General features: G+C 75.7%; 11 protein-coding genes. 9 read left to right on the forward strand and 2 right to left on the reverse strand.

Annotated elements, in window-relative coordinates:
- Positions 1 to 69 precede the first annotated feature (69 nt).
- The 6 genes from ABGB16_RS14040 to ABGB16_RS14065 all read left to right on the forward strand — a co-directional run bounded on the left by ABGB16_RS14040 (position 70) and on the right by ABGB16_RS14065 (position 12091).
- Positions 70 to 7692 carry an amino acid adenylation domain-containing protein gene (locus ABGB16_RS14040; protein WP_347668469.1) on the forward strand — a complete coding sequence of 2541 codons (7623 nt, stop codon included), beginning with the start codon at positions 70 to 72 and terminating at the stop codon, positions 7690 to 7692.
- Positions 7689 to 8876, forward strand: a complete 1188-nt coding sequence (locus tag ABGB16_RS14045) for an acyl-CoA dehydrogenase family protein (protein WP_347668470.1) — start codon at positions 7689 to 7691, stop codon at positions 8874 to 8876. The genes ABGB16_RS14040 and ABGB16_RS14045 overlap by 4 nt, the downstream gene beginning before the upstream one ends.
- A gap of 3 nt (positions 8877 to 8879) precedes the next feature.
- Positions 8880 to 9614 (forward strand): alpha/beta fold hydrolase, encoded by a 735-nt coding sequence (locus ABGB16_RS14050; protein WP_347668471.1) that lies wholly within the window; start codon positions 8880 to 8882, stop codon positions 9612 to 9614.
- A complete protein-coding gene (locus ABGB16_RS14055; RefSeq protein WP_347668472.1) occupies positions 9614 to 10213 on the forward strand; it encodes a class I SAM-dependent methyltransferase in 600 nt (199 codons plus the stop codon). The genes ABGB16_RS14050 and ABGB16_RS14055 overlap by 1 nt, the downstream gene beginning before the upstream one ends.
- A gap of 19 nt (positions 10214 to 10232) precedes the next feature.
- Entirely contained in the window at positions 10233 to 11420 is a 1188-nt protein-coding gene (locus ABGB16_RS14060; RefSeq protein WP_347668473.1) for an FAD-dependent monooxygenase, read from the forward strand.
- A gap of 71 nt (positions 11421 to 11491) precedes the next feature.
- The gene (locus ABGB16_RS14065; RefSeq protein ID WP_347668474.1) at positions 11492 to 12091 is read left to right on the forward strand and encodes a class I SAM-dependent methyltransferase; all 600 of its coding nucleotides are present in this window, start codon (positions 11492 to 11494) and stop codon (positions 12089 to 12091) included.
- A 50-nt stretch (positions 12092 to 12141) separates the two neighbouring features.
- Here ABGB16_RS14065 and ABGB16_RS14070 read toward each other — a convergent pair whose 3' ends face one another.
- Positions 12142 to 13719, reverse strand: a complete 1578-nt coding sequence (locus ABGB16_RS14070) for an MFS transporter (RefSeq protein WP_347668475.1) — start codon at positions 13717 to 13719, stop codon at positions 12142 to 12144.
- A 205-nt stretch (positions 13720 to 13924) separates the two neighbouring features.
- Between ABGB16_RS14070 and ABGB16_RS14075 the strand changes: the two genes are divergently transcribed.
- Positions 13925 to 14935, forward strand: coding sequence for a histidinol-phosphate transaminase (locus tag ABGB16_RS14075; RefSeq protein WP_347668476.1), 1011 nt, complete (start codon positions 13925 to 13927; stop codon positions 14933 to 14935).
- 65 nt (positions 14936 to 15000) lie between these two features.
- On the opposite strand, the gene ABGB16_RS14080 is transcribed toward ABGB16_RS14075, so the two are convergent.
- Positions 15001 to 16263 carry an aminotransferase class I/II-fold pyridoxal phosphate-dependent enzyme gene (locus tag ABGB16_RS14080; RefSeq protein ID WP_347668477.1) on the reverse strand — a complete coding sequence of 421 codons (1263 nt, stop codon included), beginning with the start codon at positions 16261 to 16263 and terminating at the stop codon, positions 15001 to 15003.
- A gap of 158 nt (positions 16264 to 16421) precedes the next feature.
- Between ABGB16_RS14080 and ABGB16_RS14085 the strand changes: the two genes are divergently transcribed.
- Both ABGB16_RS14085 and ABGB16_RS14090 read left to right on the forward strand, forming a co-directional pair.
- Positions 16422 to 16802 carry a hypothetical protein gene (locus ABGB16_RS14085; protein WP_347668478.1) on the forward strand — a complete coding sequence of 127 codons (381 nt, stop codon included), beginning with the start codon at positions 16422 to 16424 and terminating at the stop codon, positions 16800 to 16802.
- Between the two features lie 13 nt (positions 16803 to 16815).
- The gene (locus ABGB16_RS14090) at positions 16816 to 18237 is read left to right on the forward strand and encodes a hypothetical protein (protein WP_347668479.1); all 1422 of its coding nucleotides are present in this window, start codon (positions 16816 to 16818) and stop codon (positions 18235 to 18237) included.
- The last annotated feature ends 21 nt before the right edge of the window (positions 18238 to 18258 follow it).

Below are 18258 nucleotides of genomic sequence, written 5' to 3' on the forward strand. Positions count from 1 at the left end.
GCGGACATCCGTGAGCGCGAGGAGTGCAGCGAAGCGGAGCCCCGCAGTCGCGAACGAAAGGCCGACCCGATGAGTAACGACATCGCCATCGTCGGGATGGCCGGGCGGTTCCCCGGCGCCCCCGACATCGGTGCCTTCTGGCGTAACCTGCGCGCCGGCGTCGAGTCCATCACCTACTGGGACGACGAGACGCTGCGCGCCGGGGGCGTCCCGGCGGAGACCCTCGCGGACCCCCGGTACGTGCGGGCGGCCTCGGTGCTCGACGGGATCGAGGAGTTCGACGCGGCGTTCTTCGGTTACCACGCCCGCGAGGCGGCGCTGATCGACCCGCAGCAGCGGCTGTTCCTGGAGTGCTCCTGGCACGCCCTGGAGGACGCCGGGTACGCCCCCGGCGCGATCGACGGCACCGTCGGCGTGTACGCCGGCAGCGCCCTGTCGACGTACCTGCTGAACAACGTGCTCGCCGGGCGGGTCGCCGGCACCATCGGCGAGACCCTCGAACTGCTGATCACCAACGACAAGGACTACCTGCCCAACCGGGTCAGCTTCAAGCTCGGCCTGGGCGGGCCGGCGGTGGCCGTGCAGACGGCCTGCTCGTCGTCGCTCGTCGCGGTGCACACCGCCGTGCAGGCGCTGCTGGAGGGGGAGTGTGACGTCGCCCTCGCCGGCGCGTCGGCGGTCCGGCTGCCCCAGCCCAGCGGCTACCTGTGGGAGGAGGGGCTGATCTTCTCCCGGGACGGGCACTGCCGGCCGTTCGACGCCTCCGCCACCGGCACGGTGTTCGGCAGCGGCGTCGGCGTGGTAATGCTCAAGCGCCTGGAGGACGCCCTCGCCGACGGCGACCACGTCGAGGCCGTCATCCGCGGCACCGCGGTCACCAACGACGGCTCGGCGAAGGTCGGCTACACCGCCCCCGGCGTGGACGGCCAGGCCCGCGCGGTCGCCACCGCCCTCGGCATCGCCGGGGTCGACCCGGCCACCGTCGGCGCGGTCGAGGCGCACGGCACCGGCACCCCGCTGGGCGACCCGATCGAGGTCACCGCGCTGAACAAGGTCTTCGCCTCCCGGGTGAGGACCCGCGGCGGGATCGCCCTGGGCTCGGTCAAGTCGAACGTCGGCCACCTCGACGTCGCCGCCGGCGTGACCGGCCTGATCAAGGCGGTGCTCCAGCTCAAGCACCGGGAGCTGGTGCCCAGCCTGCACTTCGACAAGCCCAATCCCGAGATCGACTTCGACGCGTCCCCGTTCGCCGTGAACACCGAGCTGCGCGAGTGGACGGCCACCGACTCCCCGCGCCGCATCGGCGTCAGCTCGTTCGGCATGGGCGGCACCAACGCACACGTCGTCCTGGAGGAGGCGCCGACGCCCGCGCCGCTGCCGGCGCCGGCCCGCGCCGCCCAGGTGATCACCCTGTCGGCGCGTACCCCGGAGGCGCTGGACGCGGCGGGGGCCGCGCTCGCGGCGGCGCTGGCCGAGCCGGACGCCCCGCCGCTGCCCGACGTCGCCTGGACGCTGCACCGCGGCCGGGCCGCGGCCCGGCACCGCCGCACCGTGGTCGCCGCCGACGCCGCCGAGGCGGCCGCCGCGCTGGCCGACCCGGCCCGCACGGTCACCGGCACCGCCGTCGACCGGCCCCGGCTGGTCTTCCTCTTCCCCGGCCAGGGCAGCCAGTACCCGGGCATGGGCGCCGACCTGTACGCCACCGAGCCGGCGTTCCGGGAGGCCCTCGACGCGGTGGCGGACGACCTCGCCCCGCACCTGGGCCTGGACCTGCGCACCGTCCTCTTCCCCGAGGGCGGCGACCCGGCCGAGGCGGCCCGCCGGCTGGAGTCCACCGACCTGGCCCAGCCGGCCCTGTTCGCCGTCGAGTACGCCACCGCCGCGCTGCTGCGCAGCCTCGGCGTCACCCCCGACGCGATGATCGGCCACAGCATCGGCGAGATCACCGCCGCCTGCCTGGCCGGCGTCCTCGACCGGGCCGACGCGGCCCGGATCGTCGCCACCCGGGGCCGGCTCATGGCCGCCATGCCGTCCGGCGCGATGCTGTCGGTCGCTCTCGGCGAGGACGACGCCCGCGAGCTGCTCACCCCGGCGCTGTCCCTGGCCGCCGCGAACGCCCCCGAGCTGTGCGTGATCTCCGGCCCCCACGACGACGTCGCCGCCCTGGAACGCGTCCTCGCCGAGCGCGGGGTGCAGCACCGGCGGCTGCACACCTCGCACGCGTTCCACTCGGCGATGATGGATCCGGTCCTCGACCCGTTCGCCGCCGAGCTGGCCGGCACCCGGTTCGCCGCGCCCACCGTGCCGTTCGTGTCCAACCGCACCGGCGAGTGGATCACCGACCGGGAGGCCACCGACCCGGCGTACTGGGCCGGGCACGTCCGCGACACCGTCCACTTCGGCGCGTCCGTCGCCCTGGTGGCCGGCCCCGACGCGGTGCTGCTGGAGGTGGGCCCCGGGAAGACGCTCGGCACCCTGGCCCGGCAGGTCAGCCGCGAGGCCACCGTGCTGGCCAGCCTGCCCGCGCCCGGCGACCCGCCGGCCGGCCCGCACCCGGGCCCGACGCTGCTCGCCCGGCTCTGGGCGGCCGGCGTCGACGTCGACCTGGAGGCGGTGCAGGGCGGTGCCCGCCGGCGGGTGTCCCTGCCCGGCTACCCGTTCCAGCGCCGCCGCTACTGGATCACCCCGGACGCCGGCGCGGGCGCCGGCACCCTGGACCTCGCCGGTCTGGGCGGCGCCGACGAGCCCACCGCCGACTCCGCCGCCGCTCTGGACGGGCGGCCGAACGTGCAGACCCCGTACGTCGCCCCCCGCGACGACCGGGAATGCCTCGTCGCGGCCATCTGGCAGGACCTGCTCGGGGTGGCCCCGGTCGGCGTGGACGACAACTTCGTCGAGCTCGGCGGGCACTCCCTGCTCGCCACCCGCGTGGTGGCCCGGGTCAACGAGGCGTTCGGCGTCCGCATCGGGCTGCGCGAGATGCTCGCTTCCCCCACCGTCGCCGGGGTGGCGGCCCTCGTGGCCGCCGCCCGCACCGGCGAGGAGGACGCCGACGAACCGGACCCCGGCCTGCCGCTGGCCGACCCCGCCCCGCAGCACCTGCACGAGCCGTTCCCGCTGGCCGAGATCCAGCAGGCGCAGTGGCTGGGCCGGCTCGGCAGCGTCGAGGGCGGCAACGTCGCCGCGCACGTCTACTGGGAGGTCGAGACCGGCGAGGTCGACCTCGCCGCGCTCACCGAGAGCTGGCGGGAGGTGATCCGCCGGCACGGCATGCTCCGCGCCGTCGTCGGCGACGACGGCCGCCAGCGCATCCTGCCCGACCCCGGCCCGTACGTCATCGAGGCCACCGACCTGCGCGACCGCCCCGCCGACGAGGTCGAGCGGGTCCTCGCCGAGCTGCGCGACACCCTGTCCCACCAGATGCGCCCCGTGGACGTGTGGCCCCTGTGGGACGTCCGGGCCACGCTGCTGCCCGGCGGCCGGACCCGGCTGCACCTCGGCTTCGACCTGATGATCGCCGACATCGGCAGCATCCGCCTCGTCTCGCGCGACTGGCGGCGCATCCACCAGGGCGTCGGCGGCCTTGCCCCGCTGGACCTGTCCTACCGCGACTACGTGCTCGCCACCGAGGAGCTGCGCGGCAGCCCGCTGCACCAGCGGTCCCTGGAGTACTGGCGGGAGCGCATCGCCGAGCTGCCGCCCCGGCCCGACCTGCCCCTGGCGGTCGCGCCGGCCGCGGTCACCCGCCCCGAGCCGATCTCCTTCGACCTGGAGCTGGACAAGGCCACCTGGAAGCGGATCACCGACCGCGCCGGGGCGTACGGGCTCACGCCGTCGTCGGTGCTGCTCGCCGTCTACGCGTACGCCCTCGGCGCCTGGTGCCGCTCGGGCCGGTTCACCGTCAACGTGACCGTCACCAACCGGCTGCCGGTGCACCCGCACGTCAGCGACCTGGTCGGCGAGTTCGCCTCGTTCGACCTGCTCCCGATCGACCTGGTCGCGGCCGGCAGCGTCGAGCGGCTGGCCCGGCACCTGCAGGAGCAGAGCTGGCAGGACCTGGAGAACCGTTACGTCAGCGGCGTCGAGGTGCTGCGCGAGATGGCCCGGGCCCGCGGCGGCGCCGCCGGCGCGGTCATGCCGGTCGTGTTCACCAGCACCGTCGTGCAGGAGAGCGAGCCGGGCGACGAGACCTGGTTCGGCTGGCTCGGCGACATGGTCCACGAGGTCGCCCAGACCCCGCAGGTGTGGCTCGACTTCGCGCTGCTGGAGACCGCCGACGGGGTGCGGATGAGCTGGCACGGCGTGCGCCAGCTGTTCCCCGACGGGGTGCTCGACGAGATCTTCGCCGCGTTCAGCCGGCTCACCACCGCCCTCGCGGGGGACGAGTCCGCCTGGACCCAGGACCCGGGCGACCTGCGCCCGACCGCCCAGCGCGAACTGGTCGCGGCGGCGAACGACACCGCCGGCCCGGCGGCCGAGGGCCTGCTGCACGGCCCGCTGGTGGAGTGGGCGGTACGCGATCCGAAGCGGCCGGCGGTGGTCTCGGCCGAGGGCACCGTCACCTACGGCCAGCTCTACCGGCACGCCTGCGCCATCGGCCGCCGGCTGCGGGAACTCGGGGTGCAACCGGGTGAGCTGGTCGCCGTCGCGGTGGACAAGTCGGCCAGCCAGATCGCCTCCGCGCTCGGCGTGCTGCTCTCCGGCGCGGCGTACCTGCCGGTCGACCCGGACCTGCCGGAGGAGCGGCAGGACCACCTGGTCACCTTCGGTGGCTGCCGAGCGGTGCTGGCCCGGGCCGGTGGCCCGCGGCGCAGCTGGCCGGACGGGGTCACCGAGTTGGTCGTCGACCTCGACGCCACACTCACGCGGGGTAGCGACAGGCCGCTGGAGCCGATCGCCGGCCCCGACGACCTGGCGTACGTCATCTTCACCTCCGGCTCGACCGGCACGCCGAAGGGGGTGATGATCCGCCACCGGGCCGCCCGCAACACGATCGACGACGTGACGCAGCGCTGGTCGATCGGCCCGGACGACGCCGCGCTCGGCCTGTCCTCGCTCAGCTTCGACCTGTCCGTCTACGACGTGTTCGGGCTGCTCGGCGCCGGCGGCCGGCTGGTGCTGCCGAGGCACGGCAGCAACCGCGACCCCGGCCACTGGGTGGACCTGGTCACCGCGCACCGGGTCACCGTCTGGAACTCCGTGCCGGCGCTGGCCCAGATGCTCGCCGACCACGTCGCCGCCAACGGCCCGGCCGGCGCGCTGGACTCGCTGCGGCTGTTCCTGATGTCCGGCGACTGGATCCCCGTCGACCTGCCCGGCAGGCTGCGCGAGCTGGCCCCGTCCTGCCTGCCGGTCAGCCTCGGTGGCGCCACCGAGGCGTCGATCTGGTCGATCTGCCACGAGATCGGCGAGGTGGACCCGTCCTGGGAGTCCATCCCGTACGGGCGGGCCATGCGCAACCAGAGCTTCCACGTGCTCAACGACCGCTGGCAGGAGTGCCCGGTCTGGGTGACCGGCGAGCTGTTCATCGGCGGCGTGGGCCTGGCCGACGGGTACTGGCGCGACGAGGAGAAGACGGCCGCCCGGTTCGTCACCCACCCGGTCACCGGGGAGCGGTTGTACCGCACGGGCGACCTGGGCCGGTGGCGGCCCGACGGCACGATCGAGTTCCTCGGCCGGGAGGACTTCCAGGTCAAGATCGGTGGCTACCGGATCGAGTTGGGCGAGATCGAGGCCGCCCTGGCCCGCCACCCCGGCGTCGCCGCGGCCGTGGCCGCCGCCCCCGGCGACCGGCACCACCGGCGGCTGGTCGCGTACGTGGTGCCCGCCGACCCGGACGCCGACCGGGACGCCCTCGTCGAGGCGGTACGCGGGGAGGCGGCCCAGACGCTGCCCTCGTACATGGTGCCGCAGTTCGTGCTGGCCCTGGACCGGCTGCCCCTGTCGGCCAACGGCAAGGTGGACCGGTCGGCCCTGCCCGACCCGGCCCGGCTGGCCGGCGAGCAGGCCCCGACCGGCGAGGCCGGCCCGACCGCGCTGCTGCTGGCCCGGCTGATCGGTGAGGTGCTGGGACAGCCCGACGTGGGACCGTTCGACAACTTCTTCGCCGTCGGCGGCGACTCCATCACCGGCATCCAGATCGTCGGCCGGGCCACCGCCGAGGGCATCGAGATCACCCCCGCCGACCTGTTCGCCCACCAGGTCGTCGCCGAGCTCGCCGCGGTCGCCGACGCCCGCGCCACCGCCGCCGGGCGGGACGCCGCGGGCGGCACCTTCCCGCTCACCCCGTGGCAGGCGGCGCTCGTCGGCCCGGACGGGCCGGCCCGCCCGCTGGGCGTGCAGGTGCTCGACCTGCCGGTGCCCGCCGGGGTCGACTCCGACGCCGCCGGCCGGGTGCTGGCCGCCCTGCTCGCCGCGCACCCCGCGCTGCGGCTGCGGCTGGTGCCCGGCGCGGACGGCTGGCGGCAGCGCGTCGGCGTCGAGGACGAACCGTACGTGCCGCTGATCGACCTGGCGCCGCTGCCGGAGGCCCGGCGGGAGACCGCCCGCGCCCAGATGGTCACGGACATCCGGGACGAACTGGACGCGGTCGACGGGCCGCTGACCCGGGCGGCCCTGTTCGACCTCGGCGACGGGCAACGCCGCCTCGTCTGGCTGGTCGCCGACCTCGCGGTCGACGCCCGCTCCTGGCCGCCGCTCTACGCCGACCTGCGCCGCGCCCTGGACACCGCCGCCGACGGCGCCGACCCTGAGCTGCCCGCCGCGCCGGTGCCGCTGGGCCGCTGGGCCGAACGCCTGGCGGCCGCCGGCCCGGCCACCGCCGGCGAGCCCGGCGGCGGCACGCCCGCCACCGGTAGCGCCGACGGGGCAGCTCCACAGCACAGCGACGGCACGCCGGGCGGCGCCGGAGACAGCGCGCCGCTGCCGCTCGGCCCCGCCGAGCCGGGCGCGCCCGCGTACCGGCGGGAGGTGCGGGTGCCGGCCACCCAGGCGGCGGCGCTGCTCGACGCGGCGTCGCGGGCGTACCGGCTGGCCGCCGACGAGGTGGTGCTCGCCGCGCTCGCCGCCGCGCTGCGCGCCACCGGCGCCGACCGGGCCACCGTGGACGTGGAGCACGACCTGCGCGCCGACGGGGTCGGCGACCTCGACGTCACGGGCGCGGTCGGCCCGTACGCCACGGTCGCCCCGCTGACCCTGGACCTCCCGGCGGACCTGGCGGAGCTGATCCCGGCCGTGAAGGACCACCACCGGGCCGCCGCGCGAACCGCCGCGACCCGTACGGACGCAAGGGGCGCCGCGCAGCTGCTGGTGCGGCACCTCGGCGACCTCAACGGGGCGCCGGGGGCGGCCGGGGAGGCCGCGGGGGCGCCGCGGGCGTACGACGGGACGGGGCACCGGCTGCTGGTCACCGGGCACCTCGCCGCCGGCGAGCTGGTGGTCGAGCTGTCCGCCCCCGCCGCCGGCCCGGCCGACGTCGCCACCCTGGACAACCTGGCCGAGGCGCTGACCGCCGCGCTGGACGAGCTGGCCGAGCACTGCGCCCGGCCGGGCGCCGGCACGGTCAGCCCGAGCGACTTCCCGCTCGCCGGGCTCGGCCGCGACGACCTCGCGGCCTTCCTCACCGCCGTGACCCGGTCCGCGCGCGCCGACGGGCCGGCGGCCGACGCCGACACCGAGGAGGCACCCCGATGACCATCGCCGCCGACCCGGGGGTGCCGCAGCCGGTGACCTGGCTGCCGCCGGAGGACGCCAAGTGGCGCGACACCGTCCGCGGGTTCGCCGCCGAGGCCGTCGCGCCCCGCGTCCGCGCCATGGACGAGGCCGCCCGGATCGACCCCGACCTGGTCCGGGAGCTCTTCGCCGCCGGGCTGATGGGGGTGGAGGTCCCCGAGGTGTACGGCGGCGGGGGGCGGGACCTGTTCGCCACCGTGCTCACCATCGAGGAGATCGCCCGGGTCGACCCGTCCGTGGCCGTCCTCGTCGACGTGCAGAACGCCCTGGTCGCCAGCGCGCTGCTGCACCACGGCGACGGCGACGCCCGCCGCCGGCACCTGCCCCGGCTGGCCAACGGCACCGTCGGCGCGTACGCCATCAGCGAGCCCGAGGCCGGCAGCGACGCCTTCGCCAGCCGCACCACGGCCGTCGCCGACGGCGGCGGGTACGTCCTCAACGGGGCGAAGCGGTGGATCAGCAGCGCCGCGGAGGCCGGCCTGTTCATCGTCTTCGCCCGGCTCGCCGACGCGGGCCTGACCGCGTTCCTGGTCGACCGGGACACCCCCGGCCTGACCGTCGGGCCGCCGATCGCGAAGATGGGCATCAAGGCCAGCTCCACCTGCGACGTCGTCTTCGACGGGGTGCGGGTGGGCAGGCGCGACGTGCTCGGCCGCCCCGGCGGCGGTGAGCTGCTGGCGGTGGAGACGCTCAACGTCGGCAAGGTCGGCATCGCCGCCCAGCTCGTCGGCCTGGCCGACGGTGTGCTCGACGCGGCCACCGGGTACGCGGCCCGCCGCGAGCAGTTCGGCCAGCCGATCGCCGGGTTCCAGGGGGTGGCGTTCCCGCTGGCCCGCCTCGCCGCCGAGCTGCAGGCCGCGCGGGCCCTGCTCTACGACACCACCCGGCTGCTGCAGCACGGCGGCACGCCGGCGCAGCGGCTGCGCGCCACCGCCATGGCCAAGTACGTCGCCTCGGAGGTGGCCGAGCGGGCCGCCGCCCTGGCAGTGGAGACGCTCGGCGCCAACGGCTTCGTCCCCGAGCACGGGGTGGAGAAGTTCTACCGGGACGCCAAAGTCGGCAAGATCTACGAGGGGACCTCCAACATGCAGTTCCGCACGATAGCCGCCACCCACGGCCGGGCCGCCGGCCCGACGGAGGGCTGAGCGGTGGCCAGGACTCTGCTCTTCTGCCTGCCGTACGCCGGCGGCTCCGCGATGCGCATCTACGGCCGCTGGCAGCGGGAGTTGCCCGATTCGATCGAGGTGGTGCCGGTCGAGTACGCCGGCCGGGGCGCCCGGATCGTCGACACGCCGCTGACCAGCGTCGACGCCATCACCGCGGACGTCATGGGCATCCTGCTGGGCCGTATCGACCGGCCGTACGCCATCTTCGGCCACAGCCTCGGCGCGCTGGTCGGGTTCGAGTTGGCCCGCCGGCTGGAGCACCTGCACGGCCGGCCCGCCACCCACCTGTTCGTCTCCGGTCAGCGCGCCCCGCAGCTGCCGCACCCCATGGGCCAGTACGACTACCAGCTGCCCGAGCCCGAGTTCAAGGAGCGGCTGCGCGAGCTGGCCGGCACGCCGGAGGAGGTGCTCGCCAACGAGGAGCTGCTGAACCTGGTGACTCCCGTCCTGCGCGCCGACTTCGAGGCCGCCGACACGTACCGGTACCGGCCCGGCCCCCGGATGACCTGCCCGCTGACCGTCTACGGCGGCGCGGACGACCCGGAGGCCCCGCCGGACACCCTGCCGGACTGGTCGGCGCTGACCTCCGCGCCCTGCGACGTGCGGGTCCTCCCGGGCCAGCACTTCTTCCTGAACGACGAGCAGGCGACGGTGCTCAAGGGGATCGCCGGGGACCTGGAACCGGCGTCGCCGACTGCGAACGGAAGGACGTCCTGATGCGGCTGCGCCCCTGGTTCTACAACACCCTGTACCGGCTCAACGCCGCCCCCTGGGACAAGGAGGTGCGCCCGCACCTCACCGAGCTGGTCGAGTCCGGCCGGCTCACCCCGACCGAGCTGCCGCGCGCCCTGGACCTCGGCTGCGGCACCGGCGCCGAGGCCGTCTACCTGGCCACCAAGGGCTTCGGCCCGGTCGTGGGCGTCGACTTCTCCCCGGTCGCGCTGCGCCGTGCCCGGGCCCGCGCCGCGTCGGCCGGCGTCGCCGACCGGTGCACGTTCACCCAGGCCGACATCACCGCCGGCCCGATTCCGGGGCTCGCCGACTCCTACGACCTGATCTGCGACTTCGGCGCGCTCAACGACACCGAGGGGGAGGAGCGCCTGGCGGTGGCCCGGGCCATCCACCGGCTCAGCCGGCCCGGCGGCAAGGTCCTGCTGTTCTGCTTCCAGGGCGACAAGACGCAGCTCAAGGGCGGCCAGAAGATGGCGCCGATGATCGCCCCGGGCGAGGAGAAGGAGCTCTTCGGCGACGCGTTCGAGCTGGAGTACCTGCCCACCCGGCCGCGCACCGTGACGCTGCTGATGACCCGCCGCTGACCATCCGAGGAGCAACACCATGGACCTGACCCGCCCCATCCTGGTCACCGGCGCCGGCGTGGGCGGCCTGACCGCCGCGCTCGCCCTGGCCCGGCACGGCTTCGCCGTGCGGGTGTACGAGCGGCGCGAGCTGGAGGAGATCACCACCAACGCCGGTTTCGGGCACACCATCTGGAGCAACGCCACCACCAGCCTGCGCACCCTGGGGCTGGGGGAGCGGCTGCTGGCGCGCGCCGAGCCGATGCTCGGCTTCGAGAGCCGCAACTCCCGCCAGCAGGTGATGTTCCGGACGAACACCGCCGACAGCATCTGGCCCGGGTGCGCCCCGACCGTCGGCATCGGCCGGGGCGACCTGATCGGCCTGCTCCGCGAGGCCTGCCTGGACCGCGGCGTGCAGATCGAGTACGGCCAGCGGGCCACCGGGTACGAGATCGCCGGCGACGAGGTCACCCTGAAGCTCGCCGACGGCAGCACCGTCACCGGCGCCGGCCTGATCGGCGCCGACGGTATCCGCTCGACCATCCTGGAGCAGCTGCACGGCCGCATCCCCGCCGTCTACACCGGACGGTCCACCTACCGGGGCATCGCCCCCGGCACCTGCGGCCTCAAGCGTGGCACCGTGCACCTGTTCTCCGACCCCGACAGCCGCTTCGGCGGCGGGGCCTGGCTGATCGGCGGCGACCGGGTGGTCTGGACGCTGTCCTGCGAGCGCACCCCCGGCACGGAGGACCCGCAGGGCATCCCGGGCCGGGCCCGCGAGATCGCCGACGTGCTCGGCGGTCCCGCCCCGACCTTCGTCCGGGACACCCCGCAGGAGACGATCAGCCGGATCGACGTCTACTACCACGAGTGGCTCGACCACTGGGGCGAGGGCCCCGTGACGCTGCTCGGCGACGCCGCGCACGCCCTGCCCACCGACCTGGGCCAGGGCGCCTGCATGGCCATCGAGGACGGCGTGGTGCTCGCCGACTGCCTGGCCACCGCGGCCGACGTCCCCAGCGGCCTGCGCGAGTACGAACGCCGGCGCCGCGAGCGGGTCCACTGGGTCCGGGAGCACGTGCTGCGGGTGAACCGGTTCAAGCCGATCAGCAACAAGGCACTGCGCTGGGTCGTCGGCAAGATCGCCAAGGTGGTGGTGGCGTCCAGCGCCCCGAAGATGTGGCGGGAGGTCCAACGGCCGCCGGAGCTGACGGCCGAGCGCTCATGACCTGACCGGACCGCCTCTGGAAGTGGCCGGGCGTCCGCGGCGGCCCCGGCCCGGAGCGGAAGGACGTCCTGATGCGGCTGCGCCCCTGGTTCTACAACACCCTGTACCGCTTCAACGCGGCACCGTGGGACAAGGAGGTGCGGCCGCAGCTCGTCGAGCTGGTCGAGGCCGGCCGCCTCACGCCCACCGAGCTGCCGCGCGTGCTCGACCTCGGCTGCGGCACCGGCGCCGAGTCGGTCTACCTGGCCGGCAGGGGCTTCGGACCGGTCGTGGGCGTCGACTTCTCCGCGGTGGGGCTGCGTCGGGCCCGGGCCCGCGCCGAGGCCGCCGGGGTGACCGACCGGTGCACGTTCGTCCAGGCCGACGTCACCGCCGGCCCGATCCCCGGTCTCGCCGACTCCTACGACCTGATCTGCGAGTTCGGCATGCTGGACGACACGCAGGGGGAGGAGCGCCTGGCGGTGGCCCGGGCCATCCACCGGCTCAGCCGCCCCGGCGGCAAGGTCCTGCTGTGGGCCTTCCAGGCCGACAAGGAGCAGCTCAAGGGCGGGGCGAAGATGGCGCCGATGATCGCCCCGGGGGAGGAGCGGGAGTTGTTCGGCGAGGCGTTCGAGCTGGAGTACCTGCCCACCCGGCCGCGCACCCTGATGCTGCTGATGACCCGCCGCTGACCGTCGCCCCTCCACCGCGCGTGGAGGGGCGACACCTGCTCGCCGTCCGCTCAGTGGGGCGCGGGCGCCGGCTCCGCGTCGGCGGCCGCCGCGGGGGAGGCGGCCGGCGTGCGCGGCTCGCGGATCAGCAGCGCGACCGCCGCGCCGACCAGCGCGGCCACCCCGGCCGCGGTGAGTCCCCAGTGGACGCCGGAGGCGAGCGCCCGGTCCACCAGCGCGGTCACGGCCGGGCTCGCCGCCGTGTCCGCGGCGCCGTCCTCGGCGAACAGCCGGCGGGCCAGCTCCGCCGAGTCGGCCCGGGTCAACCCGGCGCTGTCGGCGCCGTCCGCCACGACCCGGCGGAAGCCGTCGGTGACGAGGGCGCCGAGCACCGCGATGCCGATCAGAGCGCCGATCTGCTGGCCGGTCTCCCCGGTCGCCGACGCCAGCCCCGCCCGCTCGGCCGGCACGCTGCCCATGAGCGCGCTGTTCACCGGCGGGATCACCAGCCCGATGCCGGCGCCGAACAGCACCAGCAGCGGCCACCACCCGCTGTACGGGTCGGCGGCGTCGACCCGGGCGAGCAGCAGCAGGGCCGTGCCCATGGACAGGGTGCCGGCGAGCACCGGCACCCGGGAGCCGACCCGCCCGGCGAGCAGCCCGGCCAGCGGGGCGGTCACCATCACGGTGGCCATCGCCGGCAGGAACCGCACGCCGGCCGCCGCCGCCGTGTAGTCCTGCGTCTGCTGCAGGAACAGGCTCACCAGGAAGAACGAGGCGTACATCCCGAACGCGACCAGCCCGATCACCAGGGTGCTCGCGGAGAACGTCGAGGACCGGAACAGCTCCAGGTGCAGCATCGGGTGCGCCACCCGCCGCTCCACCACCAGCAGGGCGGCCAGCGCGAGCACCGAGACCACCAGCAGCCCGACGATGAGCGGCGAGCCCCAGCCGAACCGGCTGCCCTCGACCAGCGCGAACGTCAGCGTGCCGAGCCAGAGCACCGTCAGCACCTGGCCGGGCAGGTCGACCACCCGGTGCAGCGGCCCGTCCGGGCGGGCGGTGCCGTCCCGGCCGAGCAGCGCCCGCGCGCCCAGCACCAGCGCCAGCGCGCCGACCGGCAGGTTCACCAGGAACACCGACTGCCACCCCCAGCGGGCGGCGAGCAGCCCGCCGAGCACCGGACCGAGCAGCAGCGCCAGCGCGGACACCCCGGACCAGATGCCGAACGCGCGGGCCCGCTCCTTCGGCGTCGGGAAGGTGTGCGACAGGATCGCCAGGGTCTGCGGGGTCACCAGCGCCGCCCCGAGGCCCTGCACGACCCGGCCGGCCACCAGCACCTCCAGCTGCGGGGCGTACGCGCAGATCGCCGAGCCGATCGTGAACGTGGCCAGCCCGGCGAGGAACATCTCGGCCCGGCCGAGCCGGTCGCCGAGGCTGCCCGAGGTGAGCAGCAGCGCCGCGAACACCAGCACGTACCCGTCGGCGATCCACACCAGCCCCGTCAGGTCGGCCCCCAGGTCGGCCCGCATGGCCGGCAGGGTCAGGCTGATCGCGGTGCTGTCCAGCAGCGCCATGAACAGGGCCAGGCAGACCACCACCAGGACGGTGGCAGGGGCGGGCGGGCGTCGGGCCTGCGAGGCGGCCAAGGCGATGCCTCCTGATCGTCGGTTGCGGCGGTGCGGATCCGCCCTGGCCGGCGAGGCTGCCAGCGTACGTCCGGCGCCGCCAGCCGAGGGCGAGCGCGCCGACCGGGGTGCCCGACCAGGCAGGCCTGCCGCGCCCTCGTGGCCGCGCCGGACGGCCGCTTCCCGCCCCGCCGCCGGCGCATAGGTTTGCGGAGAGGGAGGCGACATGTCCGAACAGCACACCCACCGGGCGGCGGCGAACGAGAGCCCGTACCCCCCGCCGCCCGCGGTCCTCGACGCGGTCGCCGAGGCGTCCACCCGGATCAACCGGTACCCCGAGGTCTACCCGACGACGCTGGCCGAGGCGATCGCCGCCCACCACGGCGTACCGGTCGAGCAGGTCGCGGTCGGTGCCGGCGGGGCCGGGCTGATCCAGCAGATGCTGCACCTGGTGGCCCGCGGCCGGCGGCGCGGCGAGGCCCTGTTCGCCTGGCGGTCCTTCGAGGGCTACCCGTTGATCGCCGAGGGGATGGGCGTGCCGGTGCGGCGGGTGCCGCTGCGCGGCCACGCGCACGACCTCGAGGCCATGGCGAAGGCCGTACGCCGGCGCACCAAGCTCGTCTTCCTGTGCAGCCCCAACAACCCCACCGGCGCCGCCATCCGGCAGGACGAGCTGGACGCCTTCCTCGCCCGGGTGCCCCGGCGGGTCTTCGTCGTCCTCGACGAGGTGTACCGGGGCTTCGCCACGGACCCGGCCACCGCGGACGGGCTGCGCACCCTGCCGGCGCACCCGAACCTGGTGGTGCTGCGCAGCTTCTCCAAGGCGTACGGGCTGGCCGGCCTGCGGGTCGGCTACGCCGTCGGGCATTCCGGCCCGATCGCCGGGCTGCGCGCGGTGACCATGCCGTTCCTGGTGCCCGAGGTGGCCCAGGCGGCGGCGATCGCGGCGCTGGCCGCCGAGCCGGAGTACGCGGCCCGCCGCCGGGAGGTCGCCGCCGAACGCGACCGGGTCCTGCGGGCGCTGCGGGAGGCCGGCGTCGACGCGCCGCCCAGCGAGGGGAACTTCGTCTGGCTGCCGCTGGGCGAGCGCACCGACGCCTTCGAGGCCGCCTGCCGCGCGGAGGGGCTGCTGGTGCACGCCTTCCCCGGCGAGGGCGCCCGGGTCACCATCGGCCTGCCCGAGAGCAACGACCTGCTGCTCAAGGTCGCCACCGGGACCGCCTGGTCCCGGCCCTGACCCACCTGACCCTCGCCGCGCCTGTTCCGCGTCGGCGGGCCGGGCGGCGCTGCCCGGCCCGCCGCTCACGCCCGGCTGGTGAGCAGGTCCGCCGGGGGTTCGGGCGTCAGCTTGCGGGCGACCACGGTGAACGCGTCGACGACCCGCTCCAGGTGCTCCTCGGTGTGCGTGGCCATCACGCTGACCCGAAGCTGCGCCTGGCCCTTCGGCACCGCCGGGTACAGCGCCACGTTGACGTAGATGCCCTGGTCGTACAGCAGCCGCCACATCCGGGCGGCGGTCAGGTCGTCCGGCGCGGGCACCCGCAGGATCGGGGTCTGCACCTCCACCTCGTTGGCGGACACCGGCACCGGCCCGACCGCGAAGCCCAACTCGTCGAGCGCGGCGCGCAGCCGGGCCGTGTTGGCGGCCAGCCGCGCCCGCCGTTCCTCGCCCTCGGCCGCCCGGGCGATCTCCACCCCGGCCAGCGCCGCGCCGATCCCCGCCGGCGGGGCTGCGGCGGTGAACATGAACGCGCGCGACTGCACCCGCAGGAAGTCGATGACGTCGGCCGGCCCGGTGACGAAGCCACCGCCGCCGCCGAGCGCCTTGGAGAACGTGCCCATCCGCAGGTCCACCGCGTCGGCCAGGCAGGCCAGCGCGGCCACCCCCTGCCCGTCCGGTCCGAGCACCCCCACGGCGTGCGCCTCGTCGACGAGCAGGCGGGCCCCGTACCGGCGGGACAGGCCGGTGACGCCGACGATGTCGGACAGGTCGCCCTGCATCGAGTAGACGGTGTCGACGACCACGAGGATCCCGCCGTCGCCCTGCGCGGCCCGGCGCAGCAGCGCCTCCATGCGGTCCATCCGGTTGTGCCGGAACGGCAGCAGCCGGCCCCGGGCCAGCGCGGCGCCGTCCAGGATGGAGGCGTGGTCGCCGGCGTCGCAGACGGCGACGTCGCCCTCTCCGACGAGCGCCCCGATCACGCCGAGGTTCGTGGTGTACCCGCTGCCGAAGACGAGGGCGTCCTCCTCGCCGAACCAGTCCGCCACCGCCGCCTCGACCCGCAGGTGCAGCTCGGTGGTGCCGTTCATCAGCCGGGAGCCGTTGACCGAGGTGCCGTACCGCTGGGCGGCCAGGTTGGCCGCCTCGGTCAGCCGCGGATCCCCGGACAGCCCCAGGTAGTTGCTGGAGCCCAGGTTCACCCGCGGTACGCCGTCCATCACCGTCACCGCCGCGGGTGGCCCCTGCAGGGTCCGGAAGTAGGGCAGCAGGTCCCGTACCTCCAGCTCCCGGCGGAACGCGTACGAGTCATACGCTCGTACTTTGGCGAAGAGGTCTGTACTCATACCGCTCATGGCACACCGGAGAGGGCGGTTTTCCGATCCCCGGTCAACACGACAGTTGGCCACCCCGATCGAGCAGGTGCCCGCGGGCCGGCACCCCGGGCCGGGCGTCCATGGTGTGGAATGGAGGGCGGCGGGTTCCGGGGAACGGGGAGGTCGGAATGTCCGGTGTGGAGCTGCTTCTCACGGCGCTGACGGCGGGCGTCACGGCGGGGGTCACCGACGCGACCGGTGGCCTGGTCCGGGAGGGCTTCGTCAAGCTGCGGGACCTGGTCCGGCCCCGGCTGACCGCCGGCGGCGAGGAGGCACTGCGGGCGCTGGAGGCCGAGCAGTCCGAGCCGGGCGTGTGGCAGGTCCGGCTCACCGAGGACCTCGTCCGCTCCGGCGCCGACCGGGACGAGCGGATCCTCGCCGCGGCCCGGGAGCTGCTGGCCCGCCTGGAGGCGGCCGGCGGCCGGACCGAGGTGGGCCACGTCGACCTGCGCGGGGCGCGGGGCGTCCAGCTCGGCAGCCACAGCACCCAGCACAACACGTTCAACTGATCGGGCCGGGCGGATGGCCACCGACGACCGGGGCGAGGACGCTCGACGTGTGCCGCCGTCCGTGGACGCCCGCCACGCCCGGGGCGTGCAGTTCGGCGACAACAGCGTCCAGCACAACTACTTCGCGCCGCCGGTGCGCTCCGCGTACCTGGAGCACGTCCGGCGGCTCGCCCCGGCGACGCTGCTCGACCGGGACGCCGAGCTGGCGCGGCTCGCGGCGTTCTGCACCGGCGACGGGCCGGGCGAGTACCTGTGGTGGGAGGCCGGCGCGGGCGACGGCAGGACGGCGCTGCTGTCGTGGTTCGTGCTCCACCCGCCACCCGGGGTGCGGCTGGTGTCGTTCTTCGCCGACGACCGCCGCACCGTACGGCAGAACCGGGAGGCGTTCGTCGACGTCGTGCTGGAGCAGTTGGTCGAGCTGACGGACGGGTCGATGCCGGGGCACCTCACCGAGTCGACCCGGGAGTCGCACCTGCTGAAGCGGTACGCGGACGCGGTTGAGGCCTGCCGGCGGCGCGGCGAGCGGCTGGTGCTGGTCGTCGACGGGCTGGGCGGGGACGACGGAGCGGGCGACCGGGGATCCAGCATCGCCGCGCTGCTGCCGGCCGGCGGGCCGCGCGTCGTCGCGACGAGCACGGTCGGCTGGCGGGTTCCCGCCGACGTGCCGGGCGGGCACCCGTTGCGGAAGCGGCGCGCCCGGCGACTGTCCCGGTACGTCGGGCCGGAGGAGCGCAGGCGCAGGGCCGAGGAGGCCGCCCGGCGGGAGCAGCAGCGCCGCCGCGCCGAACAGGACCGGCGCGACCGGGAACAGCGCGCCGAGCAGGCGCGGCAGGAAGCCGAGCAGAGGGTTCGCCGGGCGCGGGCCGCCGAGGCGGAACGGACCAGCCCGGCGGCGCGGGCGGACGCCACGCGCCGGGCGCTGACCCTGGTGGCCGGGTGGACACTCGCCCTCGTCGTGGCCGCCTGGCTCGCCTGGGGCTGGTCCGACGCCAGGATCGCCGCGATCCTCACCGGTCAGCTCCTGCTCGCGGGGGCGGGAGCCGTGGCCGGCCTCGTTCCGTCCGCCCTCCGGCTCGGCGCGGCGTACCGACCGGCGCTGCGCACGCCCGCCGCGTGGCTCCCGGCGCCCCGGGCCGCGCTCGCTCGCGGCGGCGGGGTGCTGGCGTTCGTCGTGCTGGGAGGAGCGGCCGCCCACGACTACCTCGACGCCCGCGACGAGCGCCTGAGTTTCCAGGCCATCGGAGTGGACGGAGCGTCCTTCAACTCCGGCGAGGTGGTGGCGCTGGTGTTCCTGCTGATGGTCGCCGCGGGTCTGGCCGTCGCCGGGCTCCTGGTCGGCCGGACGGCCGTCGAGCCGTGGGAGCGGCGGCACCGCGAGGCGCAGCGGGCGGCCGCCAGCGCCGCCGGACCGAACCGGCCCCCGGGCACCCGGTAGCGTCCGGCCGCAACCGGGCCC

The sequence above is a fragment of the Micromonospora sp. B11E3 genome (assembly GCF_039871625.1).
Taxonomy (GTDB): Bacteria; Actinomycetota; Actinomycetes; order Mycobacteriales; family Micromonosporaceae; genus Micromonospora.